The following is a 26113-nucleotide window of genomic DNA, read 5'->3' on the forward strand; positions in this document are numbered from 1 at the left end:
GTGGAGGATCACTGTTTTTTTAAGGATATATCACAGTTTGAACACAATTCCCTGTTAAACTGGGATTCATAAAGAAGATACGAGACGAAAAAACAAGAAAGGAGCACCAGAATCATGAGTGAAGAAAACAAATGGGGACAGGATCCACAGGATACGGGCCGAACTGTTCTGACAGAAGAGAATGCTCTGGATACCAATGGAAATGCAGATACCGGCAGTGCAGCAGAAACTGGCACTGATAATATAGATAACAAACCGCTGGCACATCCATATTCGGCAGGACGGAGGATACAGGAAAATCAGAGAAAAAGTACAGACAGTTCTGACACAGCCGTAAACAATGAGAATGGAATGGATACACCGAAATATGCACATTATCAGGTACATCAGCCCCAGGCGGGCAACTATGCAGGAGGAAGCATTCCACCGAAGAAACCACGGAAAACCAGGACATCCAATGGAAATGGAAATGGCGGCTTCGGCAGAAAAGCAGCCACAGCAGTTTCCCTTGCAGTGATTTTCGGACTGGTGGCAGGTGTTGTTTTCCAGGGTGTAAATATGGCAGCAGATAAGCTTGGCGTTAATAGTAACAGCAGCAGTACGCAGGTTGAAAAGACCCAGACACTTACAGAAACAGAGGACAGTACAGACAGCAGTTCTTCTGATTCTGCTGTAAAGAACATTGTGGCAGAGAGCGGAACAGTAGCAGGAGTTGCACAGGCGACTATGTCATCGATCGTAGCTATCACATCTGTCAGTGTTCAGGAAATCCCGAGCTTTTTCGGATATGGAACACGTCAGTATCAGAGTGCTGGAAGTGGTTCCGGAATCATTGTAGGTGAAAATGATGATGAGCTTCTGATTGCTACCAACAATCATGTCGTATCCGGTGCGACTACACTTACAGTATGTTTTGCGGGAAGCGATGTAGTTGGTGCGGAAGAAGAGACACAGGCTATGGCCAGCAGCAGTGACAGCAGTTTTTCAGGAAACACAGGCTCCGAAGGTGATGCAGATGTGGAGAATGCAGTTTCTGCCAAAATCAAAGGGACAGATGAAGAGAATGACCTTGCGGTGATCGCAGTTGAGAAATCCGATATCCCGGAAGAAACAATGAAGGAGATTAAGATCGCGCAGCTTGGAAGCTCTGATGATCTTGTAGTTGGTGAGCAGGTTGTTGCCATTGGTAATGCACTTGGCTATGGTCAATCTGTTACTTCAGGCTGGGTAAGTGCCCTGAACAGAGATATCAGCACAGAGGACAGCGAAGCAAGCGGGCTGATCCAGACAGATGCTGCCATTAATCCCGGCAACAGCGGTGGTGCGCTTCTGAACATGAAGGGTGAAGTGATCGGAATCAACGCTGCCAAGTATGCAGACAGCCAGGTAGAGGGAATGGGATATGCGATCCCGATCTCCAAGGCAGAGCCGATCCTGGAGGAACTGATGAACCGTGAGACACGTGATAAGGTGGAAGATTCCTCAAAAGTCGGCTACATGGGAATCAAGGCTGCGGATCTTACTACAGAAGCGATCCAGATGTACAATATGCCTGCAGGAGCTTTCCTTACAGAAGTAACAGAAGGTGGCGCAGCAGACAAGGCCGGAATCAAAAAAGGTGACATTATCGTGAAACTGGACGGTCAGAAAGTAAGTGGCAAGGATGATCTTGTTTCCAAGCTGCAGTATTATGAGTCTGGCGAGACTATCGAAGTGGTGATCGCAAGAGCAGACAGCGGAGAATACAAAGAGCAGACTGTAGAAGTTACTCTTGGAAGCAAGCCGGCTTCTGATAATTAAGGCTTGCGGATCAGTTAAAAATAATATAAAGGGAAATATCAGAGATGGGGAGCTGCAGAGTGATTATGTGGCTCTCCATTTTTTTATAAAAACTTAATCTGAACCCAAATCATGAATGCTTTTATATATAGAAATTATGTGTTATAATGTGCAGTATGATACTTGGGCTGGAGCATATAGAAGAGCGGAATATGAAGTACCGTCATGCTCTGTATCCCGCGCTACAAAACCAGAAAGGGAAACATTATGGCAGATCAGTTTGATAACAACAAAGACAATGACCAGGAGCAGAAATACGAGAAATTCTGCTTTTTATGCCGCAGGCCGGAGAGCCAGGCAGGGAAGATGATCGATCTTCCCAATAATATACATATCTGTGCAGACTGCATGCAGAAGAGTTTTGATACCATGAATACTCAGATGAGCAATGGAAATATGAATTACTCAGATCTTTTTAACATGCCGAATGTAAGCATGATCGACCTGAGCAGCCTTCAGAATCCGGGAAATCAGGCGAAGAAGATCAAGAAGAAATCGGAGACGCCGAAGCCGGTGATCGATCTTAAGGACATTCCGGCACCGCACAAGATCAAGGCCACACTGGATGAATATGTGATCGGTCAGGAATATGCCAAGAAGGTAATGTCTGTAGCTGTATATAATCATTATAAGAGAGTAGCAACAGATACCATGGACGATATTGAGATCGAGAAATCCAATATGCTTATGATCGGACCGACTGGCTGCGGTAAGACATATCTGGTGAAGATGCTTGCGAAACTTCTCCAGGTACCGCTTGCTATTGCAGATGCTACATCCCTGACAGAGGCAGGATATATCGGTGATGATATTGAGAGTGTTGTTTCCAAGCTTCTTGCTGCAGCAGACAATGATGTGGAGAAAGCAGAGCATGGGATCATCTTCATCGATGAGATCGACAAGATCGCCAAGAAGAAGAACACCAACCAGAGAGATGTAAGTGGAGAGGCTGTTCAGCAGGGACTTCTGAAACTTCTGGAGGGAAGCGAAGTTGAGGTTCCGGTAGGTGCAACCAGCAAGAATGCTATGGTACCTATGGTGACAGTCAATACAAGAAATATTCTGTTTATCTGCGGAGGAGCGTTCCCGGATCTTGAGAATATCATCAAGGAGAGACTGAACAAGCAGGCATCTATCGGATTTTATGCTGATCTGAAGGATAAATACGATAATGATCCTCATGTGCTGGAGAAGGTAACAGTAGATGATCTCCGCGCTTTCGGAATGATCCCGGAGTTTATCGGCCGACTTCCGATTATCTTTACACTGAACGGACTTACTGAGGATATGCTTGTAAAAATTCTCAAAGAGCCTAAGAATGCGATCCTGAAACAGTATCAGAAACTTCTGGCACTTGACGAGGTGAAACTGGAATTCGAGGATGGTGCACTGCATGCCATTGCACGTAAGGCAATGGAGCGTCATACAGGAGCCAGAGCACTCCGGGCTATCCTTGAGGAGTATATGCTGGATATCATGTATGAGATCCCGAAGGATGTCAATATCGGTGAGGTTGTGATCACAGAAGGATATATCCAGGGGAACGGCGGTCCTAAGATCCTGATGAGAGGCCAGGAAGTTCCGGCACTGGAAGGATAAGAGAATTTTTGTTTCTGTTATAAAGCATATAGAAAAGGAGCGTGGCAATTATGGCAAAAAGTTTCTGGGATGATTTGGGAAATACACTGACACGTAAGGCGAAAGGATTCAGCACAAAGGCTGAGAATCTTTATGAGATCCAGAAGATTCGCAACAAGCTTTCTGCACAGGAGCGTATGACAGAGAAGCTGATGATGGATATCGGAAGAATGATCTATGCACGTTATGAGCGTGGTGAAGCTGTTGACGGAGAAGTAGGTGCTATTTGTGAGGAAATCAGCCAGCATATACTGGAAGCCGATCACTACAGAGATGCTATTGCGGCCAGTAAGGGAGAAAAATTCTGTCTGGCTTGCCATAAGGCCGTGATGCGTGAGGCAAGCTTCTGCCCGTACTGTGGTGCGGCATGTCCGACCCCGGAGCCGGAGATCGAGGAGAAGAATTCAGAAGTGATTGAAGTCGCAGATGAGGAGCTTGAGAATGCAGCTGAGGCAGAGGTGACAGATGACACTGAGAACTGTGCGCCGGCAGATGGAACAGAAGATGCTGTGGATAAAGAAACAGACGAAGAGACAGTGGAAGAAGCCGCTGCAGAAGATGTGGCTGAAGCAGAAATAATAGAAGCAGAGGAGAAAATTTCTGAAACAGTAGAAGCAGAAGCATCTGAGCTGAAAAAAGAATAAAAAGCAGAAGATATATAAGACAGGGCTTTCCGTTTAATGGAGAGCCCTGTCTTATATGGAAGAAAAAGATTATGATCTGAAATATAAATAAAAAAACAGAAGTGCTGATTGGCCAGTCACTTCTGTTTTTTTGATTTTGGATAAAATAAAAAAGAATGCAGGAAATGGGACTTGAACCCACACGATCTTGCGACCACAGGCACCTGAAGCCTGCGCGTCTGCCAATTCCGCCATTCCTGCATTTTTTCAACCGGCTTGCTTCACTTTGTTTGCTCCGCTCGTCGACTGCTCACTTATAATAACTCAGGAATTGGATAATGTCAATAGAAAAATTCAAAAAAATTGAAAAAATTCAAAAAAAATATTTTGAGTTAGTTTTAAACATTTTTTTGGCGTATGGTGTTGAAAAATGCCGCTTCCTGTGATACAATCTTGAAGATTTAGGATAAAATAAGAGAACAAAGAAAGGGAGATTGTATGAAAGCATTTCTGATATTGGAAGATGGCCATGTATTTACAGGAACCAGCATTGGTTCTGCAAGGGAAGTCATCAGTGAAATTGTCTTTAACACTTCCATGACCGGTTATCTGGAAGTAATGACAGATCCTTCTTACGCAGGACAGGCGGTGTGTATGACATATCCGCTGATCGGAAACTACGGAATCTGTTATGATGACCAGGAATCAAGGAAGCCGTGGATTGACGGATTTATTGTACGCGAATTATCACGAGTTCCCAGCAACTTCAGAAGCGTAGACACTATTCAGCATTTTCTGAGCAAAAACGACATTCCGGGAATCGCAGGAATTGATACCAGAGCACTGACTAAGATCCTTCGTGAGAAGGGAACCATGAACGGAATGATCACAGTTGATGAGAACTATGACCTGGATACAATCATCCCCAGATTGAAAGCATATACAACAGGAAAAGTGGTAGAGAAGGTTTCCTGCCACGAGAAGGAAGTGCTTAAGGGGAACGGACCGAAGGTTGCCCTTCTTGATCTGGGCGCCAAGAAAAACATTGCACGCTCACTGAATGAGAGAGGATGCCAGGTTACTGTTTACCCGGCTCTGACATCCGCAGAAGAGATCCTCGGTGACAATCCGGACGGCATCATGCTCAGCAACGGCCCTGGAGATCCGAAGGAATGTACTTCTATTATTAAAGAGATCAAAAAACTCTACGACTCTGATGTACCGATCTTTGCCATCTGCCTTGGACATCAGCTGATGGCTCTTGCAACAGGCGGAGACACCCATAAGATGAAATACGGTCACAGAGGCGGCAACCACCCGGTTAAAGACCTGGAGACAGGAAGAGTTTATATTTCTTCTCAGAACCATGGCTACGTTGTAGACGCAGAAGGCCTTGAGGAGAAAAATATCGCACATCCTGCATTTGTAAACGTCAACGACGGAACAAACGAAGGTATGGCATACAATGGAAAGAACATCTTTACTGTACAGTTCCATCCGGAAGCATGCCCGGGACCACAGGATTCCAGTTACCTGTTTGACAGATTCATGAAGATGATGGGAGGAGAGAAATAATGCCAAGGAATAAGGACATAAAAAAAGTACTTGTAATCGGCTCAGGTCCGATCATAATCGGCCAGGCAGCAGAGTTTGACTATGCAGGAACCCAGGCATGCCGCTCCCTTAAGGAAGAGGGCATGGAGGTTGTACTTTTAAACTCCAATCCTGCTACCATCATGACAGATAAAGACATTGCAGACAGAGTTTACATTGAGCCTCTGACTGTTGAGGTCGTAGAGCAGCTCATCATTAAAGAGAAACCGGACAGCGTACTTCCTACACTGGGCGGCCAGGCAGGACTGAACCTTGCCATGGAGCTTGAGGAGAAGGGCTTCCTGAAAGAGCATAATGTACGCCTTATCGGTACTACAGCAGCAACGATCCGTAAAGCTGAGGACCGTCAGGAATTCAAGGACACCATGGAAAAGATCGGCGAGCCGGTTGCAGCATCCAAGGTCGTTACAACTGTAGAAGACGGTGTTGAGTTTACCCAGACTATCGGATATCCGGTTGTTCTCCGTCCTGCATACACACTTGGCGGAAGTGGCGGCGGTATCGCACACAATGAGCTGGAGCTTCGTGAGATCCTTGAGAATGGTCTCCGTCTTTCCCGTGTAGGTGAGGTTCTTGTAGAAAGATGTATCGCCGGATGGAAAGAAATCGAGTATGAGGTAATGCGAGACAGTGCAGGAAACTGCATCACAGTCTGCAATATGGAGAACATTGACCCTGTTGGTGTCCATACCGGTGACTCCATCGTAGTTGCTCCTTCCCAGACACTTGGAGATAAAGAGTATCAGATGCTTCGTACATCTGCTCTTAATATCATCACAGAGCTTGGCATCACAGGTGGATGTAACGTACAGTACGCTCTTCATCCGGAGAGCTTTGAGTACTGTGTAATCGAGGTTAACCCTCGTGTAAGCCGTTCTTCTGCACTTGCAAGTAAGGCTACCGGTTATCCGATCGCTAAGGTTGCAGCCAAGATCGCACTTGGATACACACTGGATGAGATTCCGAACGCCATCACTGGCAAAACATACGCAAGCTTTGAGCCGATGCTGGATTACTGTGTTGTTAAGATTCCGCGTCTGCCATTTGATAAATTCATCACAGCGAAACGTACACTGACAACACAGATGAAAGCTACAGGAGAGGTTATGAGCATCTGCCATAATTTTGAGGGTGCCTTAATGAAAGCCATCCGTTCCCTGGAGCAGCACGTTGACAGCCTGATGTCCTATGATTTCTCACAGCTTTCTGATGAGGAGCTGCTGGACGAGCTGAATATTGTAGATGACCGTCGTATCTGGAAGATCGCGGAAGCCCTGAGACGAAATATTTCCCAGGAGAAGCTTCATGATATCACAAAGATAGACATCTGGTTCATCGACAAGCTGGCTATCCTTGTTGAGATGGAGCAGGCTCTGAAGACTCAGAAGCTGGACAAAGATCTTCTTCTGGAGGCAAAACGTCTGGAGTTCCCGGATTACATTATCGCAGATCTGACAGGAAAGACAGAAGCTGAGATCAAAGACCTGCGTAAAGAGTACGGTATCCGTGCAGCATACAAGATGGTAGATACCTGTGCAGCAGAGTTTGCAGCAGAGACACCATATTACTATTCTGTATACGGTGATGAGCAGACAGAGAATGAAGCTGTTGAGACAAAAGATAAGAAAAAAATCCTGGTACTTGGTTCCGGTCCGATCCGTATTGGTCAGGGTATCGAGTTCGACTTCTGCTCTGTACACTGTACATGGGCATTTGCAAAAGAAGGATATGAGACTATCATCATCAACAACAACCCGGAGACAGTAAGTACAGACTTTGATATTGCAGATAAGCTGTATTTCGAGCCACTGACACCGGAAGATGTTGAGAATGTTGTAAATATCGAGAAGCCGGACGGAGCGGTTGTTCAGTTCGGCGGACAGACAGCCATCAAGCTTACAGAGGCACTGATCAAGATGGGTGTTAAGATCCTTGGAACATCTGCTGAGAACGTAGATGCTGCAGAGGACAGAGAACTCTTTGATGCCATTCTTGAGAAATGCCAGATCCCGAGACCGAAGGGACACACCGTATTCACAGCAGAAGAGGCTAAAAAAGCTGCCAATGAGCTGGGATATCCGGTACTTGTCCGCCCGTCCTATGTACTTGGAGGTCAGGGAATGCGTATTGCTGTCAGCGATGAGGATGTGGAGGAGTATATCGGAATCATCAACCAGATCGCACAGGAGCATCCGATTCTTGTTGACAAGTACCTGATGGGTAAAGAGATTGAGGTCGATGCAGTATGCGATGGTGAGGACATCCTGATCCCTGGAATCATGGAGCACATTGAGCGCGCAGGTATCCATTCCGGAGACAGTATTTCCGTATATCCGGCACAGACTATCAGCCAGAAGGCAAAAGAAACAATCGCCGAGTACACACGCCGTCTTGCACAGGCACTTCATGTTATCGGTATGATCAATATCCAGTTCATCGTTGTAGGTGAGGATGTATATGTTATCGAGGTTAACCCGCGTTCCAGCCGTACAGTACCGTACATCAGCAAGGTAACCGGAATCCCGATTGTTCCTCTTGCAACAAGAGTCATCCTTGGCCGCAAGATCAAAGAGCTGGGCTATACACCGGGACTTCAGAAAGAAGCAGAGTATTTTGCGATCAAGATGCCGGTATTCTCCTTCGAGAAGATCAGGGGTGCAGATATCAGCCTCGGACCAGAGATGAAATCCACAGGTGAGTGCCTTGGTATTGCAAAGACCTTCAATGAGGCTCTTTACAAAGCCTTCATCGGAGCCGGAATCCGTCTTCCTAAGCACAAACAGATGATCATCACTGTAAAAGATGAGGATAAGAAAGACATCATTCCGATCGCAAAACGTTTTGAAGCTCAGGGATACCGTATCTTTGCAACAAGAGGTACTGCAAACGTACTGACTGAGAACGGAATCAAGGTAACACGTACTAACAAACTGGAGCAGCCGTCTCCGAACCTTATGGATCTGATCCTTGGTCACAAGATCGATGTTGTTATCGATACACCGCCGCAGGGTGTTGAGCATCAGAAGGATGGTTTCGTGATCCGTCGAAATGCGATTGAGACAGGTGTCAATGTACTGACAAGTCTTGATACTGCAGAGGCACTTGTTACCAGTCTTGAGAATACAGACCTGAATCATTTGACTCTGGTAGATATTGCGACCATCGATAATCGGTAATTAATGCAAAATATAAAAACTGTGTAAATTTTGCGAAATAAAAGATTCGAAAGTTTACGAATCACCAAATATGTAATATACTGATAAGGACGGGGCCGCCGTTTATACATCGGCTCGGTCCTTATCTTATTATGAACGTAAATTATGAAAAGAATACGTTCATTGCATGTAGCAGAGAGAAATGAGAAGCTTCATTTCATCACGTAAGAAAGAAACGTGCTGCAGAGAAAGGAGTTTGTATGAGCTTTATAGAGTTGCTGAAGGTTATAATTCTTGGTATTGTGGAGGGAATCACAGAGTGGCTTCCCATCAGCAGTACCGGACACATGATCCTGGTAGATGAATTTATCAAGCTGAATGTGTCAGAGGCATTTATGGAATTTTTCCTGGTTGTTATTCAGCTGGGTGCTATCCTGGCTGTTGTTGTCTTGTACTGGAGCAAGCTGTGGCCTTTTTACATAAGGCCGATTCCCAAGCGGACCAGAATAGCGCTTCGCAAACAGCCGGCAGTATCCAGAGTAGTACTTACCTTTGTTGAGAAATACTGCGACAAGGAAAAATGGATCCTGTGGTTTAAGATTTTAGTGGCATGTCTGCCGACTATTATCATTGCATTGCCATTTAATGATATTATTGAGAAGAAATTTTATAACTACGTTGTAGTTGCCATTGCATTGATCGTTTATGGTGTGCTCTTTATTGTTATTGAGAATTACAATAAACGCCGCAGACCAACCTGCACAAGACTTGATGATCTTTCCTTTAAGACAGCGTTAATCATCGGATGCTTCCAGGTACTTTCCGTGATCCCGGGAACTTCCCGTTCCGGATCTACTATCATCGGAGGTATTCTTGCAGGAACATCACGTACTGTGGCAGCTGAGTTCACATTTTTCCTGGCAATTCCTGTTATGTTCGGAGCCAGTCTTCTGAAGCTTGTGAAATTCGGTTTTGCATTCACATCCACGGAGTTTGTAATTCTTATTGTAGGAGTTGTGGTATCTTTTGTGGTATCCATCCTTGCAATTAAATTCCTGATGGGGTATATTAAGAAACATGATTTCAAGGTATTCGGATGGTACAGGATCATTCTCGGTATCCTGGTACTTGGATACTTTATTGGAAAAACACTGCTTGCATAAAGTAATATTCAGGAGGTAATTATTATGAAATGTAAAAAGATCATGATCGCACTGACCGCTGCTGCAGCACTGACAGCAGCCGGATGCGGCAAGTCCGCATCAACAGACACCGAGGTAACACCGACACCGGTTCCGACAGCAGTTCCTACTGCAGCACCGGCTACAACAAGTCCGCTGCCGACTTCAACACCGGCACCGAAGCTGATCGGCGTGAAGACAAGCACAGCGAAATTTGTATATATTACCAACAGCACGAAAGGTGAGATCCGTGAGATCTATCTCCGTGCAGCCGGTGGAGAGGAATGGGGAAAAAATCTCGTTCCTGCAGAATCAACCATCAAGGATGCAGAGCAGGTACAGATGTATTATACACCGGATTCTGCAACAAATGCAGTCTATGATATGAAGATCGTAGATGGAGATGGAAATGCTTACGAGATCTATACTGTAGAGCTTGGAGACATGGAGAAGGCGAAATTCCTGATCGACAGCGGAGAAGCATATCTTACATACACAAGTCTCAGCGATAAATCAGAGAAGAGCACACTGGGAAATATCCAGACAGATAACAGTGAGACAGACAGCACAGATACCACAGACAGTACAGATACTTCAAGCGTAACAGACACATCCACAGATACAGACAGCACATCTGACAATACAGACTATGATAACAGTGATGGTGGAAGTTATGACGACAACAGTGATGACGGAAACTATGATAATAGTGAAGACAATAGCGACGACAGCAGTGACAGCAGCGATGACGGAAATTATGATAACAGCGGAAGCGACAGCAGTGATGACGGCAATTATGTAGATGACAGCAACAGCGGAAGCGGCGATGATGTGATCGATGACAGCGGTGATGGCGGTGACGGAGACATTATCTGGGACGATAACGGAGACTGGTCAGAAGAATAAGAATAACAGGATCATCTGATACGGAGATCTGCACACAGGAGGAAAGCCTGCCGGGATTCCGGCAGGCAGTAAATAAAATGGGGAAAGAAAAAAGGAAGATCAGAATTGCTGCTATTGCATATATGTTTATGTTTGCGGCAATTTTTTGTATTGTTTCAGCGGGAAATATGGTGGAGACTAAAGCAGCGTCCACACAGAAAAAAATCGAATTCCGGGATAAAAGCGGAAGTTATCTCTGCAAGTCCGGTGAGAACTGGTATCTGAGAGATTCAAAGAAGAAAAAACTTACAGGATTACAGTATCTTGCAGTCAACCCCACAGATTTTCTGCATGCCGGTATTTACATATTCGATCAGAACGGCAGGCTGATACGGAAACGTGCAGTTTATCATTTCAGGAAAACTACGGTACAGGGAGTGACATTTGACGGATATTATGTTTCTGACTCAAACGGACGTTTTTCGCCGGGAGAGAAGGGCTTTGTAAAGATCGCAGAGCAGAAGCTGGATGGAAAAATTTTCGGAGGCGTTTACTATGCAGGAGAACGGGGAAAACTCAACTGCCGGGCAGCAGGAATCCGCTATGTAAAAGCCAGAAAGCTTGACGGCCGCACGTTAAAAAGCGGCTACTATTATTTCAGCGGTTATGGAAGAATATGTTTTTACACACATTTCCATAAGATGAACATCACTGTAAACGGAAAGAAATACAACGGTAATTATTATTTTGGCGGTGGAAATGGCCGGCTGACGCAAAAAGCCGGGTGGATTACTTACAGAAGTCGGAAATATTATGTGGATAAAACCGGAAAAATGGAAGTCAGCTGCTGGAAAGACGGATATTATCTGAAATCCAACGGAACCATAGCCAAAAACATGAAAACACCCGATGGAAAATATGTAGACTATCAGGGAAAGAAAAGCACAAAATCAGAATATGCGCTCAGTGAATTTAAAGCTCAGCTTAAGAATTACACATCTGGTTACGGCGGAAACTGGTCAGTCTATGTAAAAGATTTAAAGACAGGAAATGTGATCAATCTTAATGACCAGGCTATGTATCCGGCCAGTACCATCAAGGCTTTTGTAATGGCCTCAACCTACGATCAGATCAAGAGCGGAAAGCTAAAGAAGACATCTAATATAAACAGTTTGCTGTGGAATATGATCACAGTCAGTGATAATGAATGTTATAACGAGTTGGTAAGAAGGCAAGGTGGCGGCAGTTTTGTAAAAGGTGCTGCGACAGTCAATAAGTATCTGAAAAAGAATGGATACACAAATACAGGATGTCATTGTACTCTTCATCCGTCAAGTTCCTATATCACAAGTGACGGAAAGAGAAACCAGGCGTCTGCCAAAGACTGCGGAAAACTTCTGGAAAATATCTATCGTGGAACCTGTGTATCAAAACAGTATTCTAAAGAAATGCTGAATCTGCTCAAGAACCAGCAGGTCAGATATAAGATCCCGGCCGGCCTTCCAGCAGGTATAGTATGTGCCAACAAGACCGGTGAGACAAGCTCCGTACAGCACGATATTGCCATTATTTATGGAAAAAAGACGACTTATGTGCTGTGTGTATTTTCAAGCGGAGCATCCGAAGGCCATCTTCAGTATGGAATCCGGAGGATATCTTCCATGGTATACAACTATCTGAACTGATATTTAACCGAATCAAGTAAGTCCCCTGCTTCAATTGCGAGGAGCAATAAGCAGTGGGTGGGACTAACTTGTATCAGGAGGGGTACAAGCCCCTCCTGATAAACTGCGGAGCAGTTATTCGGTTATGAGCAAGTAGCGAAAGCGGATTGCGAATATCCGATTGACACAAAGACTTACATACAGGAGAAGCTGCACATTCAGAAATGTGCAGCTTCTCCTGTATGTGAGGTATCATATCCTGTCTGTAGAGATAGAGCCTGTCGGAAAGATTCGGAGGATAAGGCGTTGACTACAGCCTGGAAACCAGGACTGCTGAAGCTGGAAGATGCCATCACAAGATACATGGTTTCTGTTCCAAGAGGAAGAAATTCCAAATCTGTAAAGGTTCTGGCAGTATAAGCTTCGCCCAGAGCGATATCTGCCTGTCCGCCTGCAACAGCGGCAGCAGTGGAGCTGTCAGAAACCAGCTCATTGCGGTATCCGGATATGTTTTCCGGAGAAATCCCAAGCTTATTTAGCTGGCGGTCCAGATAAACTCTGCGGCTGCTGCCCTTTTCACGGTTGGCAAAAATAATATCTGCGCGCTGCAGATCAGGAAATCCCTGAATATTCCGGGGGTTTCCTTTTTTTATATAAAAACCGATCTCGTAGCTGTAGAAATGAAGAACAGTAAGCGGAATTCCGGGAACAAGGCTCTGGATATCTTCAAAAGAAGCCGCTGCACAGGCAATGTGGACCTTTTCAAAATAGAGGGAGTAAAGTCCGTTGTAGGTGTTCAGATGAGACTGAAGTACCGGAAGGCTTCCGGGCTGTGCAGGCAGCTGGTTTAAAAGCAGATCCAGCGCAGGAGAAGACTGCCCGCTGATGATCAGTCCGCTGGAATGGAGCAGGTAATCTCTTTTCAGAAGAGAACTTTCCGGCTGATAGTCATGGATCTGTGAAATACTGGACTGCACTGTACTGTCCAGATACGCTTTCAGTTGTTCTTCACTGACACGCAGCTGTTTGCCGATTTTTGAAGAGGAAAGTTCTCCACGTTTGATCAGCTCGTAGACAGTAGTTTTTTTGATCTTTAATTTATCTGCGACTTCCTGTGCTGTATAAAATTTATTCATCGATTCCCACCATAACGCTTGTGGCCTTGATCACAGCATAGGCATCAGAGCCAACTTTCAGTCCCAGTTCCTCCACAGCTGCGCAGGAGATGGTTGCAGTGATGATGTTTCCACCTCCGATATCAATAGAGACGATGGAGTTTACAGCTCCCTTGTTGATGTTGATAACTTTTCCTTTTAACTGATTACGTGCACTGAGTTTCATAAATATCTTCTCCTTGTTCTTTATTTTGATCGTTGAGGGTAAAGCTTTTTTTCATGATAGCATGGGCGGTGGAAAACAGCAATGCCTTATGGCTTGACAAGAAATTTTTATTTCGGTAAAATTAGACGAAATCATTCAAAACAGAATGAAACCGAACGAAACAAAACAAAAGAGGAAGAAAAAGATGAAGAAAAAAATCTTAGCAGCCATTACAGCAGGAGTTTTAACCACTGGTCTTATGACCGGAACTGTGTTCGCAGCAGACACAGAAGTGCAGGGTGACAAGGAACTGAAAGGTGACAAGGAACTGAAAGGTGAGGTTTACGCATTTATCGCAGCCAGCCTCAGCAACTCCATGGAAGAGATCCAGAAGGATTTCAATGAACTTTACCCGAACGTAACCATTTACTACAGCGCAGACAGCTCAGGTACACTGCAGACTCAGATCGAGGAAGGAGCACGTTGTGATCTTTTCTTCTCAGCAGCAGACAAGCAGATGGATGCTCTTACCGAAGAGAAGCTGACAAAAGAGGATACCGTCGCAGACCTTCTTGAGAATAAAGTTGTTCTGATTAAACCGACAGACGGTGAGACTAAGGTAACAGGTTTTGAGAATGTGACAGATGCAGAGAATATGGCACTTGCAGGAGAGGATGTTCCGGTTGGACAGTACTCCCGTGAGATTTTTACAAACCTTGGGATCATGGACAAGGTCAATGAGATGGAGATCAACGAGTGCAAGAATGTAACAGATGTTCTGGCAGCAGTCAGTGAGGGAAGTAATGAAATAGGTGTTGTATATGCCACAGATGCGGCATCAGTTGCTGATAAGGTAGAGATTCTTGCAGAGGCACCGGCAGACAGCCTTCAGACACCGGTACTTTATCCGGTAGGACTGATCGAGGATAAAGAGGCTTCTGAGGATGACACCAAGGCAGCAGAGGCATTCCTTGACTATGTAGAGTCTGATGCAGCGATCAAGGTATTTGAAGACTATGGATTTACTGCGTATGAGGCTGATGACACAGATAAAGATGCTGACGAGTCTGCTTCTCAGGATACAGACAGCACAGAAGCAGATAAGGACAGTGCAGATTCTGCAGACAGCACATCTAAATAATGATCCGCGCAGGACTGGGATAAAATATGGCAGAGTTTTTAAAAGAAATAAACTGGAGTCCACTCTGGATCTCCTTAAAAACAGGGCTGGTTGCCACAGTGATCGCTTTTTTTCTGGGAGTATTCTGCGCCAGAAAGATCATGAAGCTCCGTCCGGGTGCGAAAGCAGTACTGGATGGGATCCTAACACTTCCTCTTGTACTGCCGCCGACTGTAGCAGGCTTCTTCCTGCTTCTGATCTTCAGTCTCAAGAGACCTCTTGGAAGCTTTCTCCTTGAGAATTTTGATATCAAGATCGTGCAGACCTGGAAAGGTTGTGTGGTAGCGGCAGCTGTGATCGCATTTCCGTTAATGTACAGAAATGCAAGAGCAGCTTTTGAGCAGGTGGACATAAATCTGATCTATGCAGGACAGACTCTTGGAATGAGTGATAATAAGATTTTCTGGCGGGTGGTAATGCCTGCAGCAGGACCTGGAATCGCATCAGGAACGGTGCTGGCCTTTGCACGTGCTATTGGTGAGTACGGAGCAACCTCCATGCTTGCGGGAAACATTCTGGGAAAAACGAGAACAGTTTCCGTTGCAATTGCGACAGAAACAGCAGCTGGGAACTATGGAACAGCAGGCTTTTGGGTAGTTGTGATCGTGCTGATATCTTTTGCGATCGTGGCATTGATCAATATCGTATCCGGAAGAGGAATGAAGACAAGAAGGTGGATCTGATGGCAGTCAGCATAAATATCGAAAAAAATTTCCGGGATTTTTCCCTGAAAGTAAAATTTGAGGGCAGCTCGGCAGCCATCGGGCTACTTGGCGCATCCGGCAGTGGCAAAAGCATGACTCTTCGCTGTATTGCGGGAATTGAGACACCGGATAAGGGAAAGATCGTCATTAACGGAAAAACGGTCTTTGATTCTGAGGCAGGTATTGATTTGAAGCCGCAGAAGAGGCGAATCGGCTATCTCTTTCAGAATTATGCACTTTTTCCCACAATGACTGTGGAACAGAATATCCGCTGCGGTTATCGCGGTGGAAAAGCTTCCATCCGGGAGGAAGTGGCAGACCTGATCCGGCGGTATCACCTGGAAGGCCTTGAAAAGCGGTATCCTTCCCAGCTTTCCGGTGGACAGCAGCAGAGAGTGGCACTGGCCAGAATGATGATCGGTGAACCGGAAGCTATTCTCCTGGATGAGCCTTTTTCCGCGCTGGACGGATATCTGAAAGATGTGCTCCAGAGAGAAATGCAGGATTTTCTCCAGGATTACAAGGGCGATATGATCCTTGTAACCCACAGCAGAGATGAGGCGTACAAATTCTGCAAAGAACTTTCCATTGTGGACAAGGGCCGTATTCTTGTGACAGGCGAGACAAAGAGCATTTTTGAACAGCCGGGACTGATGGAGGCGGCCAGACTGACAGGCTGCAAGAATTATTCCTCCATAAAGAAGCTTGGAGAGTATGAGATTTTTGCAGAGGACTGGAAACTGAAGCTTCATACAGCAGAGAAGGTGGGAGAGGACATTACCCATGTGGGAATCCGTGGTCACTGGCTCCGTCCGGCATCAGAACCTGGTGAGAACTGCATGCCGGTACAGGTGAGCGAGTACATGGAGACAACATTTGAGCATCAGTACATGATAGCCAATAAAGAAGAGAAAGCTTCCGAAGGCTTGTGGTGGATGCGTCCTAAGAACAGCTTTACCGAAGATCCGGATCAGGATCTTCCGGAATATCTGTATCTTCCGCCGGAGCATCTGATGCTGCTGAAGTAAGGAACAGTCATTATTTGCCGTGATTTCTGGAATATGTAATATAATCCGACACCATCATAGCCAGCTTAAAGGCCAGGGCATCCTCAAAAGTACGGACATCCAGTCCAAAACGTTTCTGAAGCTTTTCAAAACGGTACACCAGTGTATTTCTGTGTACATATAGCTGTCTGGAAGTCTCAGAGAGGTTCAGGTTATTCTCAAAGAAGGTTCGGATAATATTCAAAGTTTCGTCATCAATGGACTCCAGGGATTCATCTCCGAAAATCTCGTTTACAAACATCTCGCAGACCTGTGTGGGTAGCTGATAGATCAGGCGGCCGATACCAAGCTGATTGTATCCGAAGACGTTTTTTTCTGCATAAAAGATCTTTCCTACTTCCAGGGCTGTACGAGCTTCCTTGTAAGCATCAGAAAGTTCCATGATATCATCTGCAACATTGCTGTAGGAAACCCAGGCGGAGGTCATAGCCTCTGTGTTCAGCATATCCACCAGCATGCAGGCAATGCCGTCCAGTTCCTCGTAGCTCTCAGTGTTCTGCAGCTCGCGGACAACGATAATGCCGGAGTCATCCAGGGCTGTGATAAAATCCCGGGTGCGGGCGGAAAAAATGTTTCGGATAGTGGCCAGTGCACTTTCATCCTTATGCTGCTTGGTCTCAACCAGGAATACTGCACGCCGGACAGAAGGGGAAATATGCAGCTTGGCAGCTTTATTGAAAGCCTCCACTTGGGAATACCGGTCAAGAAGAAGATTCTGCATAAAAGAATTCTTGTCTGTTTTTTCAGCGTAGGCAGAGAGAAGGCTCTCAATCTGGCAGACTGCAAGCTCTCCAATAGTAGAAGCAGAATCGCCGGAACCCCATACGATCAGCAGCATATCGCCGGAGCCATTATCAAGTTTATAGAGACTGCAGGAGCGGTTGGAGACGCAGAGGGCTGCGTCTTCCCGGAACTGAGTCAGTTTTTCTACAGAAGGAAGTTTCTTATCACAGGTGGTAATGTAAATCTGGTTGTTCTCATCCAGGATACAGAAATCCAGGCCACTGATCCGGTTCCAGTCTTCCAGAGATTTTTGAAGCGTTTGCTGTATTTTCATAAAATCAGGATCCTTTCTCAAGTAAAACTTTTTAGCAAAAAAGAAACCCCGGGAAATCATATCCCCCGGGGTTAAATTCAGTTTTTCTAATTCTGTGAGAATTAGTTTGTGATTGTGAGCTCTGTCTCTTTGTCGAAGAAGTGAGCTTTCTCCATATCGAATGCGAATCTGATCGGATCGCCGGTCTTAGCTGTTGTACGAGGATCAACTCGTGCTGTGATCTGAGTTCCGTCAACATCAAAGTACAGGAATACTTCGGCACCAAGAAGCTCGTAAACTTTAACTACGGAGTTCATTGGTTTGCTTGGAGATGTCTCAAGGAACATCTGAGAATCATGGATATCCTCAGGACGGATACCAAGAACAACTTTCTTTCCGATGTAGCCTTTGTCTTTAAGAACTTTAGCCTTGGCAGCAGGAACGATAACTTCATGCTCGTTACCGATTGTAGCAACTGTGTTGCCGCCTTTTTCGGAGATAACGCAGTCAAGGAAGTTCATCTGCGGAGATCCCATGAATCCTGCAACGAAAAGGTTGCCCGGTTTCTGATACAGGTTCTGTGGTGTATCAACCTGCTGAACGATACCGTCTTTCATAACAACGATTCTGGTACCAAGTGTCATAGCCTCTGTCTGGTCATGTGTTACATAGATGATTGTAGCACCCAGTCTCTGATGGATCTTGGAGATCTCGATACGCATCTGTACACGAAGTTTAGCATCCAGGTTGGAAAGAGGCTCATCCATAAGGAATACCTTAGGATTACGTACGATAGCACGTCCCATAGCAACTCGCTGTCTCTGACCACCGGAAAGAGCCTTCGGTTTACGATCAAGAAGCTTGTCAAGGTCAAGGATTCTTGCTGCTTCACGAACAGCTTTATCGATCTGATCCTTCGGAACTTTACGAAGCTTAAGTCCGAATGCCATGTTATCATATACTGTCATATGAGGATACAGAGCGTAGTTCTGGAATACCATTGCGATATCACGGTCTTTAGGCTCTACATCATTCATAACCTTGTCACCGATCTTCAGTGTACCACCGCTGATCTCCTCAAGACCTGCGATCATACGAAGTGTTGTAGATTTACCACATCCGGACGGTCCTACGAAAATGATGAATTCTTTATCTTCGATCTCCAGGTTGAAATCTTTAACAGCCTGGAAGCCGTTCGGATAAGTTTTATTAATGTGAGATAATGATAAACTTGCCATTGTTGTTTCCCTCCAAAATTAATATATTGTTTTTACGTAATTTCCTTTGCTGGTTAACAGTATATCGAAAATGGAGAAAAAGAGCTAGAGCTGAATCGTACAAAGTTTCCGGCAGTTTCTTGTCATTCTGACGAAAAAACGAGAGGGGATTTTTCGTCATTTTGTCAAAACGACGGTTTCGTATGGACATGTTCACCAAATAGTATACCGTATTACGGCGAAATCCTCAATATTTGAAAAAAAATCCAAAAGAGTTATTTACAGCTAACTGAAGTTGAGGTATACTAACTTAATAGGGAAAAGAAAAGTTCTCTCAATAATAAAGGAGGGTTCAGATTGCAGAATACAGAAGCTGAGAAAGATGAGAAGAGAACAGGATGTTACCGACACACACAGATGCAGAAGGATCTTATTATAGAGAAGCTGAAGGAACGGGGGCTGCGTATTACCAGACAGAGGATGATCCTTCTGGACATTATCCTGGAGGGGGAGTGCTCCTGCTGTAAGGAAATCTACTACAGAGCCTTTGCCCTGGATCAGAAGATCGGCGTGGCAACTGTATACCGTATGATCAATACGTTAGAGTCCATAGGGGCTATCAGCAGAAAGAACATGTACCGTGTGGCCTGCAGCACAAAAGGAGCCTGCACAGTGGAGCTGGATGATGATACGATCTGCCATTTGTCCGGGCAGAAGCTTAACGAGGTGATCCTGGCCGGACTGAAAGCTTGCGGAGATATCACAGGGCAGAATATCAGAACACTTGCCCTGCTTCCGGTACATAAGATCGGATAGAAATACTGTCACCGGAAACATAGTATAACTATATAATAGGTAAGAACAGTTTGGAAAGACTAAAAATTAGTTCGAAACAACTGTTAGTAAAAAACAACTGTTAGAAGAAAATAACTGAAAATTTATCGAATTGTTTTAAATTCACACAAAAAAACACTGGACTTTTTTTTAAAAGTGCCATATAATGATAAAAATATCGGGGCAGATTTAAGAAGAGCTCCCGGAAAACAGTAAAGAAATAATCATATCAGGAGGAGATTATTATGGCAGACTTCAAATTTAAAAAATCAGGACTTTTTGCAGCAGGTGTTCTTTTCGGAACAGCAGGAATCAAGATCCTTACAAGCAAGGATGCGAAGAAGCTTTACACAGGATGTACAGCAGCCGTTTTAAGAGCTAAAGACTGCATCATGAAAACAGCTACAAACCTTCAGGAGAACGCTGAAGATATTTATGCTGAGGCTAAGGAAATCAATGAGGAGAGAGCAGTAGCGGAAGAGGCTGTAGAAGATGTTGAGACAGCAGAAGAGCCTGCAGGTGAGGATGCTTTCAAAGAGACAGAAGAAGAGGCAACAGAAGAAGCAGCAGAAGAGAAAGCTGAGTAAAGAGGCGATTTTCCGTGAAATTTTTTATCAGACATGAGACAAGAGGCAGGATTCGTATCCATCTTGATCAGAAGAGAATGAGCTATGAGCAGGCAGATACACTGGCATATTACCTTGAGAACCTTAACGGAGTGGTTACTGCCAAGGTATATGAGAGAACCTGTGATGCAGTAGTATGCTATCAGGGGAGCAGAGCGGAGATCATTTCCGGTATCCGGGCGTTCCATTATCAGGATGTGGAAGTTCCGTCACAGGTACTGCAGAGCTCAGGAAGAGCCCTGAATTCAGAATATCAGGAGAAACTGATATCCAAGGTGATCTGTCATTATGGAAGAAAGCTTTTTCTGCCATATCCGCTGAATGCGATCTATACAACAGCTACTTCCCTGAAATATATCTGGAAGGGCATTGATACACTTCTTCACCGCAAGATCGAGGTGCCGGTTCTGGATGCAACTGCTATCGGCGTATCTGTATTCCGTCAGGACTTTGGTACAGCAGGCTCTATTATGTTCCTGCTTGGAATCGGAGAGCTTCTGGAGGAATGGACACATAAGAAATCCGTTGGCGATCTTGCCAGAACCATGTCCCTGAACGTGGGCAAGGTATGGCTTAAGAAGGATGAGCAGGAGATCCTGGTAGAGTCCGGAGAGATCCAGCCGGGAGATGAAGTAGTAGTAAGAATGGGTACCGTTATCCCGTTTGACGGAACTGTTACAGATGGAGAGGCTATGGTTAACCAGGCATCTCTTACAGGAGAGTCTGTACCTGTATGCAAGAAGCCGGACAGCGTAGCTTATGCAGGCACTGTTGTTGAGGAAGGCGAGATCACGATCCGTGTGAAGACAGTAGGCGGTTCCAGCCGTTACGATAAGATCGTTACCATGATCGAGGAATCAGAGAAGCTGAAATCTTCCCTTGAAGGCAAAGCAGAGCATCTGGCAGACAAGCTGGTACCGTATACACTTGGCGGAACAGCACTTACATATCTCCTCACCAGAAATGCTACCAAGGCACTTGCAATCCTCATGGTAGATTTTTCGTGTGCTCTGAAGCTTGCAATGCCGATCTCCGTACTGTCCGCGATCCGTGAGGCTGGTACACATAAGGTAACAGTTAAGGGCGGTAAATATCTGGAGGCTATTGCTGAGGCAGATACTATTGTATTTGATAAAACAGGAACACTGACCAAGGCGAAACCGACAGTTGTGGATGTGGTATCATTTGAGGAGAACAATCCGGATGAGATGCTTCGTATCGCAGCATGTATGGAGGAACATTTCCCCCACTCCATGGCTAAGGCCGTTGTCAGCGCAGCCAGGAAGAAACAGCTGGCCCACGAGGAGATGCACTCCAAGGTTGAATATATCGTAGCACACGGCATTTCCACAACAATTGAAGATCATAAAGCTGTGATCGGAAGTTACCACTTCGTATTTGAAGATGAGAAGTGTGTAATTCCGGAGGATGGACAGGCGAAATTCGATAATATTCCGGAGGAGTATTCCCACCTTTATCTTGCAATCGATGGACGCCTTGCAGCCGTGATCTGCATCGAGGATCCGCTCCGTGAGGAAGCGAAGGCTTCTGTTGATGCATTGCGCGCAGCAGGAATCTCCAAGATCGTTATGATGACAGGTGACAGCGAGCGTACAGCAGCAGCCATTGCCAGACGTGTAGGCGTGGATGAATATTATTCCGAGGTACTTCCGGAAGACAAGGCTAACTTCATTGAGAAAGAGAAGGCAGCCGGAAGAAAGGTTATTATGGTAGGTGACGGAATCAACGATTCACCGGCACTTTCCGCGGCCAATGTTGGTATTGCCATCAGTGACGGAGCAGAAATCGCACGTGAGATCGCAGATATTACAGTAGGCGCAGATGATCTTCAGGAGCTTGTAGTACTCAAGGAAATCAGCAATGCTTTGATGAAACGCATCAGACGTAACTACCGTTTCATCGTTACTTTTAACGCAGGTCTGATCGCCTGCGGTGTTGCGGGAATTCTGCAGCCGACTACATCCGCACTTCTGCACAATACCTCCACACTGGCGATCAGTCTGAAGAGTATGCAGAATCTGCTTCCATAGAAGAGTTTTTCAAAATAATATAAAAAGCCGGCCAGGTTATCGAAGAGATAAGAGCTTCGTGCCTGGTCTCTTTTTTTCCGGCTGATCAGACGTGGATCGCAGATATCAGCCGGAAGGTGTATTGAAGATGGTAAGTTTTATTCCTGAGGAAAGGGTTCGCTTTCCAGCTTCAGTCCATCGGCCATATGGTACCGCTTCTTTTTTGTATCTGACTGAAGCGGTCGTGTATGGAGACTTCGGTACCGGGAAGGGCTCATATGATAAAATTTTTCGAAGGTATGTGCAAAATGCTGCCGGCTGTTGTAGCCGGAAGAAAAGGCAATATCCGTAATGTGCAGAGTACTGTTGCACAGAAGAAAGGCTGCCTGTTCCATACGCTTGCGGTTAATATAAGTATTGATGGTGCAGCCGTTTTTTTCTGTAAAGAGCGCCTGCAGGTAGGATTTGTTGATCCCTGCATATGCGGAGATGGCAGGAATATCAATGTCTTCCAGATAATGCTCATCAATGTAGCGGAGAGCTTTTTTCAGATAGACGATTCCCTGGGCACTCCGACTGGAGCGGGCGCAGAATGCAAGCTCTGTAAGCATGCGGCTGAAAAGAAGAAAGAAGAGAAATTCTTCCTCATTCATCTGATTGGAGCTGTGCTGCAGAAAGGTGAGCAGATCCTTCAGACTGTATCCTAAGCTTCGGGAATCCGTGCCGGAGCAGAAGCCCTGGGAGGACTCCGTAAAATTCCAGAACCGGGAAAATCCGGGATCCTTTTTCAGGAGAAGCTCCAGAGCAACCGGGCTTTTTTCGGGAGTAAGGGAAAATTCCAGATTCAGAATCGAGCATGGAAAACCATCCGGGATCTCCAGCCTGTGAGGTACATCCGGCCGGATAAAGATAAACTGTCCGGATTTCAGTGGGAATTCCGTGTCCTGTGTGCCATCCAGGCAGAAAACCCGGCAGGAGCCTGAGGTGATATACATAATTTCATAACTGGAATGGGTGTGATGCTTCATGTGATAATAAGGCAGGGAGAGAGCGTAAAAAGCAGAAACATGGAAATATCGGGAAGAGTCTTGAAAAATATCTGACATGAAAAACCTCCTGAGTATGCTGCGAAGCGGAATGTAAATATTTCAGCTGTAAATTTCGAGTCAGACAGATGCAGATATCCGGTTAAAAAACCTGCCCGCCTGAATGTACCCTTTGCTGTCTGTAAACAGTATATCACGCAAAAATAAATACGACAATATATTGCATTTTTACATTTAGGGGATGATACCTGTCACCTTATAAAAAAACAGATGCTATACTGTGATCAGAATCAGAAAAACGGAGGGTATTTTCTATGAGCTATAAAAATGAAAACATGAAAATAATCGAATTACATGAGAATGGCCTGGATATCCGGTTCCGTATCCGAGAAAACGGTGTGGTAGAGCTGGCAGATTTTTCATCACAGGAAGTAAAAAAAGCAGTTATGGAGCCGAAGGAGGATATCTGTTATCCGGCTGTTGAGATACACAGAAGCGGTACAGGCAGCCTGAACATGCATGCCTACAAAAATAACATCAATAAGTCCTCTGTGGATTTTGTTTATGAGAACCATGAGCTGAAGGCGCAGGACGGCGGAAAAGAGCTGGAGATCGTAATGGTTTCCCCGGAAAAGCTGAAGGCAGTATATCATATGCGCCTGTTTGACGGAGTGCCGGCAGTACAGACCTGGACAGAGATCATCAACGAGGGAAGCGAGGATCAGGGGCTGACCTATGTTTCTTCTTTTATATATCAGGGAATTTCCAGAGGCGGCAAGAAGCCTTATTATAAAAAAACAGATATCTATGTGCCGTTTAACAGCTGGTGCTGTGAGGCACAGTGGCAGAAATATGATGCAGAAACACTGAATTTAAACGGCATGGTCGTAGATGGCTTCAATCATCAGGGATATGGACTGAACCGTTATTGCTACAGTGGAAAGGGCACCTGGTCTACCTGTGAGTATCTTCCCATGGGAATTGCCGAGGACAGAGAAACGGGGGAGACGTATATTTTCCAGATTGAAAGCTCCGGACAGTGGCTGGCCGAATATGGCTCTGCACAGGGCGGAAATCTGTATCTTGCCTTAAGCGGTGCCACAGAGCAGGAGCACGGCTGGTATAAGAATCTGAAACCGGGAGAAAGCTTCACAACCGTTCCGGCAGGGGCAGCTGTTGTAAAAGGTGGCCTGAATCCGGCAGCAGCGGCACTGACCAGATATCGGAGAAAAGTACGCAGACCTAATACGGACGATGAGAAGCTGAACGTGGTATTTAATGATTACATGAACTGCCTGATGGGAGACCCTACAACTGAGCGGGAGCTTTCCATTATTGACAAGGCAGCAGAGCTCGGATGTGAATATTACTGTCTGGATGCGGGATGGTATGATGACGGATTCTGGTGGGACCGTGTCGGGGAATGGAAAGAAGCATCCGGAAGATTCCCGAATGGTCTGAAAGAAGTCTGCGATCATGCACATAGTAAAGGCCTGAAAATGGGACTCTGGCTGGAAATCGAGGTTATGGGAGTTGCATGCGAGCTGGCAAACAAGCTTCCTGATGACTGGTTTGTCTGCCGCCATGGAAAACGCCACATTGACAATAAACGCTATATGCTGGATTTCCGCAATCCGGAGGTACGGAAATACTGCCGTGATGTAGTAGACAGGCTGATCAATGATTACGGCGTAGAGTACTTTAAAGTGGACTATAACGTAACCATGGGATACGGAAGTGACCTGAACAGTGACAGCTGTGCAGATGCCATCCGTGAGCATTATGAATGCCTTCACCGGTGGTATGAGGAGATCTTCCGGGATCATCCGGAGCTTGTTGTGGAGAATTGCGGTTCCGGAGGACAGCGTATGGATTATGGTATGCTGAAGATCTTAAGCCTGCAGTCTACCAGTGATCAGACGGATTACCTCTACAATGCCAATATCGCTGCCAACGTGGCCAGTGCGGTAACTCCGGAGCAGGGAGGTATGTGGGTATATCCGTATGAGGATGAAGAAGAGCATGTGATCTACAATGTAGTAAATGGTATGCTTCTCCGCCCATATATCAGCGGTATGGTATGGAAGCTGGGAGAAAATTCCATGAACCGTATGAAGGAGGGAATCTCCCTGTATAAGGAGATCCGAGAGGAAGTCTGTGACGGCGTGCCGTTTTTCCCACTTGGTTTTGGAACTCTGAAATCTGAAGTTCTTGCTTACGGAGTGAAAGCAGAGAAGAATACCTATCTTTCTGTATGGACACCAGGAACAACAGAAGCAGTGATCCCGCTGGAAAATGCAGATCAGATCCGCAGAGTATCTGTGATCTATCCGAAGGAAGAGATGTGCGAATATAAGATCGAAAACGGAAATCTTGTAGTGAAGATGCCTCTGGAAAAAGCAGCCAGACTGTTTAGGATCGAGATGAAATAGGAATGCAGAAAAGTTCTGATTA

Annotated in this window: 20 protein-coding genes and 1 tRNA gene; 15 read left to right on the top strand and 6 right to left on the bottom strand. The window is 45.5% G+C overall.

Annotation, left to right across the window (positions count from 1 at the left end; genetic code table 11):
- Positions 1 to 114: 114 nt before the first annotated feature.
- The 3 genes from HFM85_RS13070 (at position 115) to HFM85_RS13080 (ending at position 4121) form a co-directional block, all read left to right on the top strand.
- Positions 115 to 1800 carry a S1C family serine protease gene (locus tag HFM85_RS13070; RefSeq protein WP_243873891.1) on the top strand — a complete coding sequence of 562 codons (1686 nt, stop codon included), beginning with the start codon at positions 115 to 117 and terminating at the stop codon, positions 1798 to 1800.
- A 246-nt stretch (positions 1801 to 2046) separates the two neighbouring features.
- Positions 2047 to 3438, top strand: coding sequence for an ATP-dependent Clp protease ATP-binding subunit ClpX (gene clpX, locus HFM85_RS13075; protein WP_173738582.1), 1392 nt, complete (start codon positions 2047 to 2049; stop codon positions 3436 to 3438).
- Positions 3439 to 3488: 50 nt separating this feature from the next.
- Positions 3489 to 4121 (top strand): zinc ribbon domain-containing protein, encoded by a 633-nt coding sequence (locus HFM85_RS13080; RefSeq protein WP_173738583.1) that lies wholly within the window; start codon positions 3489 to 3491, stop codon positions 4119 to 4121.
- A gap of 156 nt (positions 4122 to 4277) precedes the next feature.
- On the opposite strand, the gene HFM85_RS13085 is transcribed toward HFM85_RS13080, so the two are convergent.
- A tRNA-Leu gene (locus HFM85_RS13085) sits at positions 4278 to 4361 on the bottom strand.
- Between the two features lie 237 nt (positions 4362 to 4598).
- Here HFM85_RS13085 and HFM85_RS13090 point away from each other — a divergent pair.
- The 5 genes from HFM85_RS13090 to HFM85_RS13110 all read left to right on the top strand — a co-directional run bounded on the left by HFM85_RS13090 (position 4599) and on the right by HFM85_RS13110 (position 12620).
- Positions 4599 to 5675: a carbamoyl phosphate synthase small subunit gene (locus tag HFM85_RS13090; protein WP_119239138.1), complete on the top strand. Its 1077-nt coding sequence runs from the start codon at positions 4599 to 4601 to the stop codon at positions 5673 to 5675.
- Positions 5675 to 8890: a carbamoyl-phosphate synthase large subunit gene (gene carB / locus HFM85_RS13095; RefSeq protein ID WP_173738584.1), complete on the top strand. Its 3216-nt coding sequence runs from the start codon at positions 5675 to 5677 to the stop codon at positions 8888 to 8890. The genes HFM85_RS13090 and carB overlap by 1 nt, the downstream gene beginning before the upstream one ends.
- 239 nt (positions 8891 to 9129) lie before the next feature.
- Entirely contained in the window at positions 9130 to 10032 is a 903-nt protein-coding gene (locus tag HFM85_RS13100; protein WP_173738585.1) for an undecaprenyl-diphosphate phosphatase, read from the top strand.
- Between the two features lie 24 nt (positions 10033 to 10056).
- Positions 10057 to 10956, top strand: a complete 900-nt coding sequence (locus HFM85_RS13105) for an SPOR domain-containing protein (RefSeq protein ID WP_173738586.1) — start codon at positions 10057 to 10059, stop codon at positions 10954 to 10956.
- A gap of 77 nt (positions 10957 to 11033) precedes the next feature.
- Positions 11034 to 12620 carry a serine hydrolase gene (locus tag HFM85_RS13110; RefSeq protein ID WP_173738587.1) on the top strand — a complete coding sequence of 529 codons (1587 nt, stop codon included), beginning with the start codon at positions 11034 to 11036 and terminating at the stop codon, positions 12618 to 12620.
- Between the two features lie 197 nt (positions 12621 to 12817).
- On the opposite strand, the gene HFM85_RS13115 is transcribed toward HFM85_RS13110, so the two are convergent.
- The gene (locus tag HFM85_RS13115) at positions 12818 to 13735 is read right to left on the bottom strand and encodes a helix-turn-helix transcriptional regulator (RefSeq protein ID WP_173738588.1); all 918 of its coding nucleotides are present in this window, start codon (positions 13733 to 13735) and stop codon (positions 12818 to 12820) included.
- Entirely contained in the window at positions 13728 to 13940 is a 213-nt protein-coding gene (locus HFM85_RS13120; protein WP_118062004.1) for a TOBE domain-containing protein, read from the bottom strand. The genes HFM85_RS13115 and HFM85_RS13120 overlap by 8 nt, the downstream gene beginning before the upstream one ends.
- Positions 13941 to 14124: 184 nt before the next feature.
- Here HFM85_RS13120 and modA point away from each other — a divergent pair, with 184 nt between their 5' ends.
- Genes modA through HFM85_RS13135 form a run of 3 tightly spaced genes read left to right on the top strand, consistent with a single transcriptional unit; the run spans position 14125 to position 16831 of the window.
- Positions 14125 to 15060, top strand: coding sequence for a molybdate ABC transporter substrate-binding protein (modA, locus tag HFM85_RS13125; protein ID WP_173738589.1), 936 nt, complete (start codon positions 14125 to 14127; stop codon positions 15058 to 15060).
- 26 nt (positions 15061 to 15086) lie between these two features.
- Entirely contained in the window at positions 15087 to 15782 is a 696-nt protein-coding gene (gene modB, locus HFM85_RS13130; RefSeq protein WP_173738590.1) for a molybdate ABC transporter permease subunit, read from the top strand.
- A complete protein-coding gene (locus HFM85_RS13135) occupies positions 15782 to 16831 on the top strand; it encodes a sulfate/molybdate ABC transporter ATP-binding protein (RefSeq protein WP_173738591.1) in 1050 nt (349 codons plus the stop codon). The genes modB and HFM85_RS13135 overlap by 1 nt, the downstream gene beginning before the upstream one ends.
- A gap of 10 nt (positions 16832 to 16841) precedes the next feature.
- On the opposite strand, the gene HFM85_RS13140 is transcribed toward HFM85_RS13135, so the two are convergent.
- A complete protein-coding gene (locus HFM85_RS13140; protein WP_173738592.1) occupies positions 16842 to 17927 on the bottom strand; it encodes a PucR family transcriptional regulator in 1086 nt (361 codons plus the stop codon).
- A 101-nt stretch (positions 17928 to 18028) separates the two neighbouring features.
- Positions 18029 to 19144 (bottom strand): ABC transporter ATP-binding protein, encoded by a 1116-nt coding sequence (locus tag HFM85_RS13145; protein WP_173738593.1) that lies wholly within the window; start codon positions 19142 to 19144, stop codon positions 18029 to 18031.
- 396 nt (positions 19145 to 19540) lie between these two features.
- Between HFM85_RS13145 and HFM85_RS13150 the strand changes: the two genes are divergently transcribed.
- From HFM85_RS13150 to HFM85_RS13160, 3 genes are all read left to right on the top strand, one after another.
- Entirely contained in the window at positions 19541 to 19939 is a 399-nt protein-coding gene (locus HFM85_RS13150) for a transcriptional repressor (RefSeq protein ID WP_173738614.1), read from the top strand.
- Positions 19940 to 20202: 263 nt separating this feature from the next.
- Positions 20203 to 20544: a DUF6110 family protein gene (locus HFM85_RS13155; RefSeq protein WP_173738594.1), complete on the top strand. Its 342-nt coding sequence runs from the start codon at positions 20203 to 20205 to the stop codon at positions 20542 to 20544.
- 14 nt (positions 20545 to 20558) lie between these two features.
- Positions 20559 to 22634, top strand: a complete 2076-nt coding sequence (locus tag HFM85_RS13160; RefSeq protein ID WP_330594906.1) for a heavy metal translocating P-type ATPase — start codon at positions 20559 to 20561, stop codon at positions 22632 to 22634.
- 137 nt (positions 22635 to 22771) lie between these two features.
- Here the strand turns inward: HFM85_RS13160 and HFM85_RS13165 are convergent, their stop codons facing one another.
- Positions 22772 to 23719 (bottom strand): AraC family transcriptional regulator, encoded by a 948-nt coding sequence (locus HFM85_RS13165; protein ID WP_173738595.1) that lies wholly within the window; start codon positions 23717 to 23719, stop codon positions 22772 to 22774.
- A 254-nt stretch (positions 23720 to 23973) separates the two neighbouring features.
- On the opposite strand from HFM85_RS13165, the gene HFM85_RS13170 reads away from it, so the two are divergent.
- Positions 23974 to 26091: a glycoside hydrolase family 36 protein gene (locus HFM85_RS13170; protein WP_173738596.1), complete on the top strand. Its 2118-nt coding sequence runs from the start codon at positions 23974 to 23976 to the stop codon at positions 26089 to 26091.
- Positions 26092 to 26113 lie beyond the last annotated feature (22 nt).

The sequence above is a fragment of the Blautia schinkii genome (assembly GCF_013304825.1).
Classification (GTDB): Bacteria; Bacillota; Clostridia; order Lachnospirales; family Lachnospiraceae; genus Blautia_A; species Blautia_A schinkii_B.

Coding starts and splice junctions, on each gene's coding strand:
- HFM85_RS13140 (WP_173738592.1), bottom strand. CDS start 17,927: ATGAAAATACAGCAAACGCTTCAAAAATCTCTGGAAGACTGGAACCGG.
- HFM85_RS13155 (WP_173738594.1), top strand. CDS start 20,203: ATGGCAGACTTCAAATTTAAAAAATCAGGACTTTTTGCAGCAGGTGTT.
- carB (WP_173738584.1), top strand. CDS start 5,675: ATGCCAAGGAATAAGGACATAAAAAAAGTACTTGTAATCGGCTCAGGT.
- HFM85_RS13105 (WP_173738586.1), top strand. CDS start 10,057: ATGAAATGTAAAAAGATCATGATCGCACTGACCGCTGCTGCAGCACTG.
- HFM85_RS13145 (WP_173738593.1), bottom strand. CDS start 19,144: ATGGCAAGTTTATCATTATCTCACATTAATAAAACTTATCCGAACGGC.
- modA (WP_173738589.1), top strand. CDS start 14,125: ATGAAGAAAAAAATCTTAGCAGCCATTACAGCAGGAGTTTTAACCACT.
- HFM85_RS13135 (WP_173738591.1), top strand. CDS start 15,782: ATGGCAGTCAGCATAAATATCGAAAAAAATTTCCGGGATTTTTCCCTG.
- modB (WP_173738590.1), top strand. CDS start 15,087: ATGGCAGAGTTTTTAAAAGAAATAAACTGGAGTCCACTCTGGATCTCC.
- clpX (WP_173738582.1), top strand. CDS start 2,047: ATGGCAGATCAGTTTGATAACAACAAAGACAATGACCAGGAGCAGAAA.
- HFM85_RS13115 (WP_173738588.1), bottom strand. CDS start 13,735: ATGAATAAATTTTATACAGCACAGGAAGTCGCAGATAAATTAAAGATC.
- HFM85_RS13070 (WP_243873891.1), top strand. CDS start 115: ATGAGTGAAGAAAACAAATGGGGACAGGATCCACAGGATACGGGCCGA.
- HFM85_RS13110 (WP_173738587.1), top strand. CDS start 11,034: ATGGGGAAAGAAAAAAGGAAGATCAGAATTGCTGCTATTGCATATATG.
- HFM85_RS13080 (WP_173738583.1), top strand. CDS start 3,489: ATGGCAAAAAGTTTCTGGGATGATTTGGGAAATACACTGACACGTAAG.
- HFM85_RS13090 (WP_119239138.1), top strand. CDS start 4,599: ATGAAAGCATTTCTGATATTGGAAGATGGCCATGTATTTACAGGAACC.
- HFM85_RS13120 (WP_118062004.1), bottom strand. CDS start 13,940: ATGAAACTCAGTGCACGTAATCAGTTAAAAGGAAAAGTTATCAACATC.
- HFM85_RS13165 (WP_173738595.1), bottom strand. CDS start 23,719: ATGTCAGATATTTTTCAAGACTCTTCCCGATATTTCCATGTTTCTGCT.
- HFM85_RS13170 (WP_173738596.1), top strand. CDS start 23,974: ATGAGCTATAAAAATGAAAACATGAAAATAATCGAATTACATGAGAAT.
- HFM85_RS13100 (WP_173738585.1), top strand. CDS start 9,130: ATGAGCTTTATAGAGTTGCTGAAGGTTATAATTCTTGGTATTGTGGAG.
- HFM85_RS13150 (WP_173738614.1), top strand. CDS start 19,541: ATGCAGAAGGATCTTATTATAGAGAAGCTGAAGGAACGGGGGCTGCGT.